At 72.2% G+C, this 13292-nt stretch carries 11 protein-coding genes; 8 read left to right on the forward strand and 3 right to left on the reverse strand.

The window, feature by feature from the left end:
- Genes ACFWUY_RS25405 through ACFWUY_RS25415 form a run of 3 tightly spaced genes read left to right on the forward strand, consistent with a single transcriptional unit; the run spans position 1 to position 4707 of the window.
- Positions 1–1602, forward strand: a complete 1602-nt coding sequence (locus ACFWUY_RS25405) for an acyl-CoA carboxylase subunit beta (protein ID WP_384113500.1) — start codon at positions 1–3, stop codon at positions 1600–1602.
- A 7-nt stretch (positions 1603–1609) separates the two neighbouring features.
- The gene (locus tag ACFWUY_RS25410) at positions 1610–3577 is read left to right on the forward strand and encodes a biotin carboxylase N-terminal domain-containing protein (RefSeq protein ID WP_384113503.1); all 1968 of its coding nucleotides are present in this window, start codon (positions 1610–1612) and stop codon (positions 3575–3577) included.
- A complete protein-coding gene (locus ACFWUY_RS25415) occupies positions 3574–4707 on the forward strand; it encodes an acyl-CoA dehydrogenase family protein (RefSeq protein WP_384113506.1) in 1134 nt (377 codons plus the stop codon). The genes ACFWUY_RS25410 and ACFWUY_RS25415 overlap by 4 nt, the downstream gene beginning before the upstream one ends.
- An 82-nt stretch (positions 4708–4789) precedes the next feature.
- Here the strand turns inward: ACFWUY_RS25415 and ACFWUY_RS25420 are convergent, their stop codons facing one another.
- Positions 4790–5593, reverse strand: a complete 804-nt coding sequence (locus ACFWUY_RS25420; RefSeq protein WP_384113509.1) for a sporulation protein — start codon at positions 5591–5593, stop codon at positions 4790–4792.
- Positions 5594–5751: 158 nt separating this feature from the next.
- Between ACFWUY_RS25420 and ACFWUY_RS25425 the strand changes: the two genes are divergently transcribed.
- Positions 5752–6360, forward strand: a complete 609-nt coding sequence (locus ACFWUY_RS25425; protein WP_384113512.1) for an excalibur calcium-binding domain-containing protein — start codon at positions 5752–5754, stop codon at positions 6358–6360.
- Here ACFWUY_RS25425 and ACFWUY_RS25430 read toward each other — a convergent pair.
- Positions 6309–7649: an MFS transporter gene (locus ACFWUY_RS25430; RefSeq protein ID WP_384113515.1), complete on the reverse strand. Its 1341-nt coding sequence runs from the start codon at positions 7647–7649 to the stop codon at positions 6309–6311. The genes ACFWUY_RS25425 and ACFWUY_RS25430 overlap by 52 nt on opposite strands.
- A gap of 284 nt (positions 7650–7933) precedes the next feature.
- On the opposite strand from ACFWUY_RS25430, the gene ACFWUY_RS25435 reads away from it, so the two are divergent.
- From ACFWUY_RS25435 to ACFWUY_RS25445, 3 genes are read left to right on the forward strand one after another with little or no spacing between them, the layout of a single operon-like run.
- Complete coding sequence (locus ACFWUY_RS25435) at positions 7934–9508, forward strand: AMP-binding protein (protein WP_384113518.1); 1575 nt, start codon at positions 7934–7936, stop codon at positions 9506–9508.
- Complete coding sequence (locus ACFWUY_RS25440) at positions 9505–10233, forward strand: enoyl-CoA hydratase family protein (protein WP_384113521.1); 729 nt, start codon at positions 9505–9507, stop codon at positions 10231–10233. The genes ACFWUY_RS25435 and ACFWUY_RS25440 overlap by 4 nt, the downstream gene beginning before the upstream one ends.
- Entirely contained in the window at positions 10221–10820 is a 600-nt protein-coding gene (locus ACFWUY_RS25445; RefSeq protein WP_384113524.1) for a TetR/AcrR family transcriptional regulator, read from the forward strand. The genes ACFWUY_RS25440 and ACFWUY_RS25445 overlap by 13 nt, the downstream gene beginning before the upstream one ends.
- Here the strand turns inward: ACFWUY_RS25445 and ACFWUY_RS25450 are convergent.
- Complete coding sequence (locus ACFWUY_RS25450) at positions 10817–11854, reverse strand: M4 family metallopeptidase (protein WP_384113526.1); 1038 nt, start codon at positions 11852–11854, stop codon at positions 10817–10819. The two genes, ACFWUY_RS25445 and ACFWUY_RS25450, sit on opposite strands and share 4 nt — an antisense overlap.
- A 366-nt stretch (positions 11855–12220) precedes the next feature.
- Here ACFWUY_RS25450 and ACFWUY_RS25455 point away from each other — a divergent pair, with 366 nt between their 5' ends.
- Positions 12221–13291, forward strand: a complete 1071-nt coding sequence (locus ACFWUY_RS25455; RefSeq protein WP_384113529.1) for an isopenicillin N synthase family dioxygenase — start codon at positions 12221–12223, stop codon at positions 13289–13291.
- Position 13292: the final 1 nt, after the last annotated feature.

Below are 13292 nucleotides of genomic sequence, written 5' to 3' on the forward strand. Positions count from 1 at the left end.
GTGACCGTTCTCGCCTCCGCCCTCGACACCGGCGGGCCCGAATACCGGAGCAACCGCGCCGCCATGCTCGACAAGCTGGCCGCTCTCGACGCCGAGCACGCCAAGGCGCTCGCGGGCGGCGGCGAGAAGTACACGGCCCGGCACCGGGCGCGCGGCAAGATGCTCGCCCGTGAGCGGATCGAACTGCTCGTCGACCCCGACAGTCCCTTCCTGGAGCTGTCGCCGCTCGCCGCCTGGGGCAGCGACTACACCGTAGGGGCCTCCCTGATCACCGGCATCGGGGTCGTCGAGGGCGTCGAGTGCCTGATCACCGCGAACGACCCGACCGTGCGCGGCGGCGCCTCCAACCCGTGGACGCTGAAGAAGGCGCTGCGGGCCAACGAGATCGCGTATGCCAACCGGCTGCCCGTCCTCTCGCTCGTCGAGTCCGGCGGCGCCGACCTGCCCTCGCAGAAGGAGATCTTCATCCCCGGTGGGGCGCTCTTCCGCGACCTCACCCGTCTCTCCGCCGCCGGCATCCCCACGGTCGCGGTCGTCTTCGGCAACTCGACGGCCGGCGGCGCGTACGTCCCCGGCATGTCCGACCACACGGTGATGATCAAGGAGCGCTCGAAGGTGTTCCTCGGCGGTCCGCCGCTTGTGAAGATGGCGACGGGCGAGGAGAGCGACGACGAGTCCCTCGGTGGTGCGGAGATGCACGCCCGGACGTCCGGGCTCGCCGACCACTACGCCGTCGACGAGGCCGACGCGATCCGCCAGGCCCGCCGGATCGTCGCCCGTCTCAACCACCGCAAGGCCCATCCGGACCCGACGGATCTCACGGAGCCTCCGGCGTACGACGAGGACGAGCTGCTCGGGATCGTCCCCGGCGACCTCAAGACGCCGTTCGATCCGCGCGAGGTGATCGCCCGGATCGTCGACGGCTCCGACTTCGACGAGTTCAAGCCGCTGTACGGGCCCAGCCTGGTGACCGGCTGGGCGAGCCTGCACGGCTATCCCGTCGGGGTCCTCGCCAACGCGCAGGGCGTCCTCTTCGGCCCGGAGTCGCAGAAGGCCGCGCAGTTCATCCAGCTCGCCAACCAGCGGGACGTCCCGCTCGTCTTCCTCCACAACACCACCGGCTACATGGTCGGCAAGGAGTACGAGCAGGGCGGCATCATCAAGCACGGCGCGATGATGATCAACGCGGTGTCGAACTCCCGCGTCCCCCACCTGTCCGTCCTCATGGGGGCGAGCTACGGTGCCGGGCACTACGGCATGTGCGGCCGGGCCTACGACCCGCGCTTCCTGTTCGCCTGGCCCAGCGCCAAGTCCGCCGTCATGGGCCCGCAGCAGCTCGCCGGGGTCCTGTCGATCGTGGCGAGGGCGAGCGCCGTCGCCAAGGGGCAGCCGTACGACGACGAGGCCGACGCCGGTCTCCGGGCGCTCGTCGAGGCGCAGATCGAGTCCGAGTCCCTGCCGATGTTCCTGTCGGGGCGGCTCTACGACGACGGGGTCATCGACCCCCGCGACACCCGCACGGTCCTCGGGCTGTGCCTTTCCGCGATCCACACGGCACCGGTCGAGGGCGCGCGCGGCGGCTTCGGCGTCTTCCGGATGTGAGGCCCTGATGATCACCTCGACCCCGCCCACCTCGGCCGAACGCGAGCCGACGGCCCGCCCGACCGTCGAACCGATCTCGACCATCCTGGTCGCGAACCGGGGCGAGATCGCCTGCCGGGTCTTCCGCACCTGCCGTGACCTGGGCATCTCCACCGTCGCCGTGTACTCCGACGCGGACGCCGACGCCCTGCACGTCCGGGAGGCCGACGCGGCGGTACGGCTGCCGGGGGCGGCGCCCTCGGAGACGTACCTGCGCGGCGACCTGGTCGTGCGGGCGGCGCTCGCGGCGGGCGCGGACGCCGTCCACCCCGGCTACGGCTTCCTCTCCGAGAACGCCGACTTCGCGCGGGCCGTGACGGACGCGGGCCTGGTCTGGATCGGGCCGCCGCCGGAGGCGATCGAGGCGATGGCCTCGAAGACCCGGGCGAAGGAGCTCATGCGCGTCGAGCCGCTCACCGACGTCACCGAACGGGACCTGCCGGTCCTGGTGAAGGCGGCGGCGGGCGGCGGCGGGCGCGGCATGCGGATCGTCCGCGAACTCGACGAACTGGAAGGGGCGTTGAAGTCCGCGTCCGCCGAGGCGGAGAGCGCCTTCGGGGACGGCGAGGTCTTCGTCGAGCGGTACGTGGAGAACGGCCGGCACGTGGAGGTGCAGGTCCTCGCCGACAAGTACGGCGGTGTCTGGCTGATCGGTTCCCGGGACTGCTCGCTCCAGCGCCGCCACCAGAAGGTGATCGAGGAGAGCCCCGCCCCCGGATACTCCGACGACTTCCTCCACGAGCTGCACGAACTGGCGACGGCCGCCGTGACGGCCGTCGGCTACGTGGGCGCGGGAACGGTCGAGTTCCTCGTCGACGAGCACCACAGGGCGCACTTCCTGGAGATGAACACCCGCCTCCAGGTCGAGCACCCCGTGACCGAGGAGGTGTACGGCATCGACCTCGTCGCCCTCCAGATCGCCGTCGCGGAGGGTGCCTCGTTGCCCTCCCGCGTGCTGCCGGAGTCCGGCCACGCCGTCGAGGCCCGGCTCTACGCCGAGGACCCGGCCGGGGGCTGGACCCCGCAGGCGGGCGTGCTGCACCGCCTGGAGTTCCCCACCGGGCCGGGCATCCGCGTCGACACCGGGTACGCCTCGGGGGACACCGTGCCCGTGCACTACGACGCCATGCTCGCCAAGGTCGTCGCGCACGCGCCGACCCGTGCCGAGGCCGTGCGCAAGCTCGCCCGCGCCCTCGAACGGACGGTGATCCACGGGCCCGCCACCAACCGGGACCTGCTCGTCGCCTCGCTGCGGCACCCCGAGTTCCGGGACGCCGACCGGCTCGGCACCGGCTTCTACGACCGGAACCTGGGGGCACTGACCGGCCCCCGGGACGGCGAGGTGCACGCGGCGGTCGCCGCCGCGCTCGCGGACGCCGCCCGGAACGCGGGCCGCTTCGGGGGCGGCTGGCGGAACCTCGCCTCGCAGGACCAGGTCAAGGCGTACGGGGAGCACGAGGTCCGCTACCGGCCGGTCCGGGGCGGCGGCTACGAGGTCACGGCCCCGGAGGGGGTCGGGGTGGTGTCGGCGTCCCCCGACCGCGTGCGCCTCGACATCGCGGGCGTCGTACGGGACTTCGACGTGGCCCGGTACGGCGGGACCGTCCACGTCGGCCCGTACCGGCTCGCCGTCCGGCCCCGCTTCCCGGACCCCGCAGACCAGCGGGAGCCCGGCTCCCTGCTCGCCCCCATGCCCGGCACCGTCGTCCGGGTCGCGGACGGTCTCGCCGTCGGCGACCGGGTCACCGCGGGGCAGCCGCTCCTCTGGCTGGAGGCCATGAAGATGGAGCACCGCGTCATCGCCCCCGCCTCCGGCACGCTCACCGCGCTCCACGCCGCCCCCGGCCGCCAGGTCGAGGTCGGTGCCCTGCTCGCCGTCGTACAAGCCGTACAGGCAGACGTCCCGACCGAAGCACAGGAGGAAGACCCCTCATGAGCACCGACATCGAACCGCGGGAACACACCGAGCTCCGTGCCGCCGTCTCCGCCCTCGGCCGGCGCCACGGCCCCGGCTTCGACCGGGCGGCCCTGTGGGCGGAGGCCGGGAAGCTCGGCTACCTCGGGGTGAACCTGCCCGAGGAGTACGGCGGCGGGGGCGGCGGCATGGCCGAACTCTCCATCGTCCTGGAGGAGGCGGGCGCCGCCGGGGCCCCGCTCCTCATGATGGTCGTCTCGCCCGCCATCTGCGGCACGGTCATCGCCCGCTTCGGTACGGAGGAGCAGAAGCGGGCGTGGCTGCCGGGCCTCGCGGACGGTACGAGGACGATGGCGTTCGGCATCACGGAGCCGGACGCGGGCTCCAACTCGCACCGCATCACGACGACGGCGACCCGCACCGAGGAGGGCTGGGTCCTCAACGGCCGGAAGGTGTTCGTGTCGGGCGTCGACATCGCGGACGCGACCCTGATCGTGGGCCGTACGTCGGATGCCCGTACGGGCACGCTCAAGGCGTGCCTGTTCATCGTGCCGCGTGACGCGCCCGGCTTCGGGCGCCGCCACATCGAGATGGAACTCGCCGCGGACGAGAAGCAGTTCGAGCTGACCCTCGACGACGTGCACCTGCCGGCGGACGCCCTCGTCGGCGACGAGGACGCGGGTCTCCTCCAGCTCTTCGCGGGCCTCAACCCGGAGCGGATCATGACGGCCGCCTTCGCGATCGGCATGGGCCGCTACGCGCTCGACCGGGCCGTGACGTACGCGAAGGAGCGCCAGGTCTGGAAGGCCCCGATCGGCGCCCACCAGGCCATCGCGCATCCCCTGGCCCAGGCCCACATCGAGCTGGAGCTGGCCCGCCTGATGATGCAGAAGGCGGCGAAGCTGTACGACGCGGGCGACGACCTGGGCGCGGGCGAGGCCGCGAACATGGCCAAGTACGCGGCCGCCGAGGCGTGCGTGAAGGCCGTCGACACCTCCGTGCACACCCTCGGCGGCAACGGCCTCACCAAGGAGTTCGGCCTGGCCCGGCTGATCACGGCGGCCCGGGTGGCCCGGATCGCCCCGGTCAGCCGGGAGATGATCCTGAACTACGTCTCGGCCCACTCCCTGGGGCTGCCCAAGTCGTACTGAACCCGTACGCGCAGGCTGATCGGCGGGGACCGTACCCGGGAAGCGATCTTCGGGACCGCCGGGTAACGGGCCCGCCGCGGTGTCAGTCCTCGTCGTCGTCGAGTGCGTGGCCGCCCTTCAGCCGGACGACCTCGTCGATCCAGTTGCGGGCGTGCTCGGCGAAGTCCACCTGGCCGACCTCGTGGTGGGCGGCGACGAAGCGGCGGGCGGGGGGCTTCTTCTTCCAGTACCTCTCGCCGAGGGCGGCCTCGCGGAGGAAGATCTCGCAGCCGACCGCGTTGGTGTGGAAGTGCAGCTCCAGTTCCCGGGGGCGGTCCTGGCCGTTCAGCCGGTCGACGAGCAGAAGGCCCTGCTGCCGGTAGACGTGGTACTCGGTGCGCGGGATGTTCCCGCTGTGGATCCGCGAGGTCTCCAGTGCGTAGCCCTCGGCGGCGAAGGCGTCGAGGACCGCCTCGTGCAGGGGCAGTGCCGTGATGTGGACGAGGTCGTCGTCGGTCTGTGCCTTGACGTTCTCGGCCTCGACCTCGGTGTGCAGGCCCAGGTGGACCCCGAGCTTCTGTCCCTTCACCTCGGTCAGCGGGGTCTCCCACTTGAGCCGGTGACGGATGGGGACCCGCTTCTCCTCGCCCTTCTCCAGGGTGAAATAGCCGCTCACGCTCGGGTAGTCGAACGTGTCGCCCTTCTCGCCGTCACCGTCGCCCTTGTGGGCCACCGGGGCGTCGGTGACGAGCCGCAGATATATCGACTTCACCTCCACCCGGCGTTCGGGGGCGCGTACGACCACTTCCCCGGTCAGAAGTCCTCCCGGCCGCGCCGGTCCGTCCTGTACGAGGGTGTCGATCTCGAGCGGAACCCCGCCCATGCCCAGCAGTCTCTTGAAAACCATGAGCGCAGGTTAACCGGCATATGCCGTGCGGGCGCAGGGACTTGTCCGTCTCGGGGCGCGTCTCGTTTTCCTCAAGAAGGGGCTCCGTTCGTGAACGACCTGTGTACGATCTCGCCACTCTGCACACACGCCGTTCACGCTTCCCGGGAGAGACGTACGTGTATCCGCCGCCGCATTCCCACTCGTACGGCCCCGCCACCCCGCCGCGTCGGCGCTGGTGGCAGCATCCCGCCCTGGTCGTCACCCTGTTGGTGCTCTTCCCGCCGGCCGGCATAGCCCTGGCCTGGTTGAGCCGCTGGAGCAGTCGGGCCAAGATCGTGGCCACGGTCCTGTCGGCTCTGTGGTTCCTCGCCGTCCTGCTCGGCGACGCCCCGAAGGAGAACGGCACGGCCGACCCCGAGCCCGCCGCGACGGTCACGGCCTCCGCGACCCCGACGACCGCCGCGCCGAGCCCCACCCCGACGACTCCGGCGCCGACCACCGTGGAGCCCACTCCGGAGCCGACGCCCACCACCGTCGAACCGACCCCGGAGCCGACCGGCGCACCGCCCCGGACCTCCGCCCCCGAGCCCGCCCGCACCCCGGTGCCGGAGCCCACCACCCGGAAACCGGAGCCCGTCCGGACCACGGAGGCCGCGCCCGTCGACGTCTACTACGAGAACTGTTCCGCCGTCCGTGCCGCCGGAGCCGCCCCCATCCACGTCGGAGACCCCGGCTACAGCCGCAAGCTCGACCGCGACGGCGACGGTGTGGCCTGCGAGAACTGACGACGCCCCGCCCGTCCCGTGGCAGCCGTCGATGCCGAACGCCCTTCGGAGCCTTCCGGGGCGGCTGCTTCCTTCCGCACGGCCTGTGGGTGTGCCTGCCGGGCGTGCTGGTGGCGTTGTGCCCAGCGGACGGCGAGTGGGGCTGCCAGGCCCGTCAGGGTGAACAGCCCTCCTACGACGTACCATCCGGGGCGGCCCCAGGTGATGCAGAGTGAGATGAGCAGGGCCGGACCGAGGGCTTCGGCCAGTCCTGCGCCGAGGCCGAACACACCGAGGTACTGGCCGGTGGCATGCCGTGGGGCGAGGGCGAAGGACACTTCGAAGCCTGCGGCGGAGTGCCACAGCTCACCGATCGTGTGGATCACCATCGCGGTCATGAGCAGCGTGGCAGCGGCCCATGCCGGCATCCCCGCGGACAGGGAGACCAGTGAGCAGGAGACGAGGAAAGCCACGCCCGCTCGACGGTAGGCGGCTCCTCCTGCCGTGGGGGAGTCGATGCCGCGGCCGGCTCGTATCTGGAACGCGATGACGATGACGGTGTTGATGAGCATGGTGCCCGAGATGAGCCAGCGCGGGGCCGTGGTGGCCGTGACCAGCCAGAGTGGGACGGCCACCGTGAGGACCTTGAACTGGACGGCCATGATGCCGTCGAGGGCGGCGAGCAGGAGGTAGGGACGGTCCCGCAGGGCGATCCAGCGGGGGTTGTCGGTGGTGGGGACGGGTGTGACCGACGGCAGGTGGACCAGGATCGCCGCGGAAGCCGCGAAGGCGACCGCGTTGCCGATGACCAGGAGGCGGTAGGCGGGGAGGGTGCCCACCTGGACGGCCCAGCCCGCCAGCAGGGCGCCGAGGGAGATCCCCACATTGGTCACGGCGCGGAGATAGGCGCGGAAAGCCTGCGGCCGGTCCCCTCCGTAGTGCCTGATGAGCGGACTGCGTGCGGCCAGTCCGGCCGCTTTGGCGCCCATGGCCGTGCCCACGGCGAGGGCGAACATCCAGAAGCTGTCCGCCAGTACGAAGCCGGCCGTGGCCAACGCCTGGACGACGAGGGTGATCGCGTAGACACCGCGCGCCCCGTGGCGGTCCGCGAGATGACCGACGGCGATGCCCACGGCCAGCGAGAGGACACCGGCGATGCCGAGTCCGAGGCCCACCTGGCTTGCCGGTAGACGGACGGCCTCGGTGAAGTACAGGACTCCGGCGGTCAGGTAGAGGCCGCTGCCGACGGTGTAGACGAAGTTCGAGGCGGCGATGACGCGTTGCGGTCCGGATTCCGGCATCAGTGGCATGGGGGCGGCTCCGCATCCCGAGTTGTCAGTAAGGACTGACAAAGCTTTGCGCTTATTACTCGCAAGAGCAAGAGGGGTGCGACAAGGGGGATGTGCGGTGGCGCGTCCTCCGTCCGCTCTCCGGAGCGGTACGCCCGCCCCGGCGTCGGCCGACGGTCCGGCCGGACCCGTAAAAACCATGCAGGCGTGCTTGATTGTTTCGGTGGAGTGCTGAGAAGGTCTCCCCAAGCCGTACCGGCACACGCGATCCTGGCGACCACCTTCCACCGCTCAGGGGGCAACGCATGGTGTTCCGCAGTGAGTACGAGAACGTGTCCACCGTCTCCCTCCCCATCCACGACGCGGTCCTCGGACGCGCCGCCGAGCGCGGCGACACGCCCGCGCTGATCGACGGCACCGGCGAGTTCACCCTCACGTACGCGCAGGTCGACGCCTTCCACCGGCGGGTGGCCGCCGGGCTCGCCGAGGCCGGGGTGCGGAAGGGGGACGTGCTCGCGCTGCACAGCCCCAACACCGTGCTGTTCCCCATCGCCTTCTACGCCGCCACGCGCGCGGGTGCCTCCGTCACGACCGTGCACCCGCTCGCCACGCCCGAGGAGTTCGCGAAGCAGCTCCGGGACTCCGCCGCGCGCTGGATCGTGACCGTCTCGCCGCTGCTCCCCGCCGCCCGCGCCGCCGCCGAACTCGCGGGCGGCATCGAGGAGATCTTCGTCTGCGACCGGTCGGAGACGGATGACGTCCGCTCGCTCCAGGCCTTCCTCGGCTGCACCGGGCCCGTGCCCGAGATCGACGTCGACCCGGACGAGGACGTCGCCGCGCTCCCGTACTCCTCCGGCACCACCGGCGTCCCCAAGGGCGTGATGCTCACGCACACCTCCATCGCCACCAACCTGGTCCAGCTGGAACCGGTCATCCCGATGGGGCCCGGTGACCGGATTCTCGCGGTACTACCCTTTTTTCACATCTACGGGCTCACGGCGCTCATGAACGGCCCCCTCCGGCAGGGCGCCACCGTCGTCGTCCTGCCCCGCTTCGAGCTCGACACCTTCCTCGGCGCCGTCCAGAAGCACCGCATCAACGGCCTGTACGTCGCCCCGCCGATCGTCCTAGCCCTCGCCAAGCACCCGGCCGTCGCCGACTACGACCTGTCCTCCCTGGAGTACATCGTCAGCGCCGCCGCCCCGCTCGACGCGGCCCTCGCCGAGGCCTGTTCGGCGCGGCTCGGGCTGCCGCCGGTCCTCCAGGCGTACGGCATGACGGAGCTGTCCCCGGGCACCCACGTCGTCCCGCTCGACGCCCCGAACCCCCCGCCCGGCACCGTCGGCAAGCTGCTCGCCTCCACCGAGATGCGCGTCCTCTCCCTCGACGACCCGTCGAAGGACGCCGCGCCGGGGGAGGAGGGCGAGATCGCCATCCGGGGGCCGCAGGTCATGAAGGGGTACCTGGGCCGCCCCGACGCCACCGCCGCCATGATCGACGCCGACGGCTGGGTGCACACCGGAGACGTCGGGCGGGTCGACGCCGACGGCTGGCTGTTCGTCGTCGACCGCGTGAAGGAACTCATCAAGTACAAGGGCTTCCAGGTGGCCCCCGCCGAACTCGAGGCGGTCCTCCTCACCCACGAGGGCGTCGCCGACGCCGCCGTCATCGGCGTCACCGACGCCGACGGCGCCGAGATACCGAAGGCCTTCGTCGTCCGCCAGCAGGCCGCGCCGGACCTCTCGGCCCAGGACGTCATGGCGCACGTCGCCGCCCGCGTCGCCCCGTACAAGAAGGTCCGCGCCGTCGAGTTCGTCGAGGCCGTTCCCCGGGCAGTGTCCGGGAAGATCCTCCGCAGGGAATTGAGGGACCGCACATGACCCTGGTCGCCGTCACCGAGGAGCGGGGGATCACCACCCTCGCCCTGGACTCCCCGGCCACCCGCAACGCGCTCTCCGCGTCGCTCGTCACCGAACTCGCCGACGCGCTCACCGCCTGCGGCAAGGACCCGGCGGTCCGGGCGGTGGTCCTCACCCACACGGGGACGACCTTCAGCGCGGGCGCCGACCTGAAGGCGCCGCCGAGCCCGTACTCCTTCGTGGACCTGCTCCGGCAGGTCGTCGAGCTGCCGAAACCGGTCGTCGGCCACGTCACCGCCGGCGGCCGCGCCCGGGCCGGCGGTCTCGGGCTGCTCGGCGCCTGCGACATCGTGGTGGCGGGGGAGGGCGCGGACTTCGCCCTCACGGAGGTACGGATCGGGGTGGCGCCCGCCGTCATCTCCCTCACCCTCCTGCCGAAGCTCGAACCGCGCGCGGCGGCCCGCCACTATCTGACGGGGGAGCGGTTCGGGGTCCCGGAGGCCGTCGCCATGGGGCTCGTGACGGCGGGCGAGGAGGCCCTTCCCGGCATCCTCGACTCCCTCCGCGCCGCCTCCCCGCAGGGCCTGCGGGAGGCGAAGCGGCTGGTCACCGCTAGAGTCCTGGAAACCTTCGAGCGCGACGCGGAGGACCTGGTGCGGACGTCGGCCACGCTCTTCGCCTCCACCGAGGCGCGCGAGGGGATGACGGCCTTCCTCGAACGACGGGACCCCGCATGGCGGCTGTGACCGCACCCAAGCCGGACCGGAACCCCAAGCAGGACAGGAGCCGCGCCACCCGGCAGCGGCTCCTGGAGGCGGCCGTGGCCTGCCTGGCCGAGCACGGCTGGGCGGGGTCCACGGTCACCGTCGTCGCGGAACGGGCCGGGGTGTCCCGGGGCGCGGCGCAGCACCACTTCCCGACCCGCGAGGACCTGTTCACGGCGGCCGTCGAGTACGTCGCCGAGGAGCGTTCCCAGGCGCTGCGGGCCCTTCCGTCGCGGGACCGGCACGAGGCCGTCGCCGCCCTCGTCGACCTGTACACGGGGCCGCTCTTCCGGGCCGCGCTCCACCTCTGGGTCGCGGCCGCCGACGAGGACCAGCTCCGCGACCGGGTCGCGGAGCTGGAAGCCCGCGTCGGCCGAGAGTCGCACCGCATCGCCGTCGAGGTCCTGGGCGCCGACGAGTCCCGGCCGGGGGTCCGGGAGACCGTGCAGGGCCTCCTGGACATGGCGCGGGGCCTGGGCCTCGCGACCCTCCTGACGGACGACCGCGCCCGCCGGGAGCGGGTGGTGGCCCAGTGGGCGCGGATCGTGAACGAGGCCCTGAGCGATTAGACCCCCGGGATCTCCCGGGCCTGGAAGGCCGCCCGTACGGCGTTCGCCGCCGACGCGCCGTACATCCGCTGCGCGGTCGCGACCGTCGTCCGGGCCGCGGCCTCGAAGCTGGTGTCGGGCGCGAAGCCGAACTGCGCGTTCACGATGATCCGGCCGGCGGTGCGCGCGCCGAGGGAGGTGTGGATGTCGAGGAGCGCCCGGGACCAGATCTCGCCGTCGGCGTGGACCTCGCCCTCCCGGTCCGCGTACGTCTTGGTGCCGTCGAGGCGGCGCAGGCAGTGCGGGGCCGCGCTGTAGCCGGTGGCGTCCCAGTCGGCGACGCAGGCCGCGTCGGCCTTCAGGGGCCAGTCGTACTTCTCGACCGCGTGCGTGCCGACGGCCATGGCCAGGTAGTCGCCGAAGGCCTCGCCGATCGCACCGGACTCCGGGGTGGTGCCGAAGCCGGGCACCTGGGCGTGGTGCACGGCGTGGCCGTACTCGTGGACGATGACCTCGGCGTCCTCGGCGTCGTCCACGCCGCCCTTGCCGAGGCGGATCTCGGCCTTCTTGTCGGTGAAGTAGGAGTTGTCGGCGCCCCACTGGTTGAGCCGGACCGGCTGGACGCGGTCGTTGGCCCCGGGGAGCTCGGTGCCGAAGCCGAGGCCCTGGAGGTACTCCTGCGCCTCGTTGATCCAGAAGTACGCCATGACCTGCTCGAACTCGTCGTCGGAGCGGTTGTACGCGGTGGCGCCGGCGACCGTGGCGGGCTTGCCGGTCTCGGAGCGGACCTGGACCCACCTGCCGGACAGGCCACCGCTCGCGTCGAGGTTCCGCAGCGTGGCGAGGGTGTACGCGGAGGCGGGGACGTCGCTCACCGCGTCCTTGCGGTCGGTGAGGGACTGGTCGCCGGTGGACTGGACCGGGTTCACCATGAAGACGCGCGCCTGGGGGAGGACGGCGGCGGAGGCGCCGGCCGACGGGAGCAGCGCGGCGGTGGCGACGGCCGTGGTGGCGACGGCCGCGGCGACCAGGCCACGAGGGGTGCGGCGGGTCATGGACATCCTCCTGCGATGGGATGCTGCGACGGGAAGCTTGGCGTGTACTCAACACGCGTGGCGGCGATCTTCGCGTACGCCCGCCGCTTTGAACAGACCCGGAGGCCGATGGCCAGGACGTGACCCGGGCCACAGTCGATCTCCCGCGCCCGCAGTACCCTGGTCGCATGCCTACGCTCGTACGCCGTCGCCACGTGGACTTCGTCCGCGTCACGAGCATGAGCTGTCGCCGCTCCGCCTGACCCTCCCGGGCCCACCAGCGCCCCTGCGGGTCCCCCGTCAGAGCCCCAGCCGATCGGCTCCCGTGGCCCCCGCCCCACCCCTGGCGGCCGCCCCGGGCACCCGTAGACCCCCGCGGACGCACCCATGACGAACAGCTCGTACCCGTCCCAGCTCCCCATCGTCGACCTCTCCGCCGCCGACAAGGACCCCCAGGCCCGGCGGCTGCTCCACGCGCAGCTCCATTCGGCCGCCCACGACGTCGGTTTCTTCCAGCTCGTCGGGCACGGCGTGACCGAGGCCGAGACCCGGGCCCTCACCTCCGCCATGCACGCCTTCTTCGCGCTGCCCGAGGCGGACCGGCTCGCCCTCGACAACCTCAACTCGCCGCACTTCCGCGGCTACACCCGGATCGGCGACGAGCGCACCCAGGGCGCCCGCGACTGGCGCGACCAGCTCGACATCGGCGCCGAGCGCCCCGCGCACGTCCCCGCGCCCTGGGAGGCCCCGTACTGGTGGCTCGAAGGCCCCAACCAGTGGCCGGCCGCGCTCCCCGAGCTGCGCACCGCCGCCCTGCACTGGATCGACCGGCTCAGCGGGGTCGCCGAGCGCCTCCTGCACGAGCTGCTCGCCTCGATCGGCGCGCCCGCGGACTTCTACGACGACATCTTCGGCCCGCGTGCCCACCCGCAGCTCAAGCTGGTGCGCTACCCGGGCAGCAGCGGCGAGGGCGACGACCAGGGCGTCGGCGCGCACAAGGACTACGGCTTCCTCACCCTGCTGCTCCAGGACCAGGTGGGCGGGCTCCAGGTGCAGCGGGAGGACGGGAACTTCCACGACGTGCCGCCGCTGCCGGGCGCGTTCGTCGTGAACCTCGGCGAGCTGCTCGAAGTGGCCACGAACGGCTATCTGATCGCGACGAACCACCGGGTGGTCTCACCGCCCGGGGCGACGGAACGGTTCTCCGTGCCGTTCTTCTACAACCCGCGGCTCGACGCCCGGATCGCGCCGCTCGCCTTCCCGCACGCGGACACGGCACCCGGTGTCACGGCCGACCCGGCGAACCCGCTGTTCGCCGAGTACGGGTTCAACGCGCTGAAGGGAAAGCTCCGCGCCCACCCGCTGGTGGCGGACCGTCACCACGCGGAGCTCCTCCTGCACCCGGAGGGACGGCCGACCCAGCAGGCCCGGCCGTCCCAGCAGGCCCAGCTGGTCTGAC

It is taken from the genome of Streptomyces sp. NPDC058664 (assembly GCF_042716635.1).
Lineage (GTDB): Bacteria > Actinomycetota > Actinomycetes > Streptomycetales > Streptomycetaceae > Streptomyces.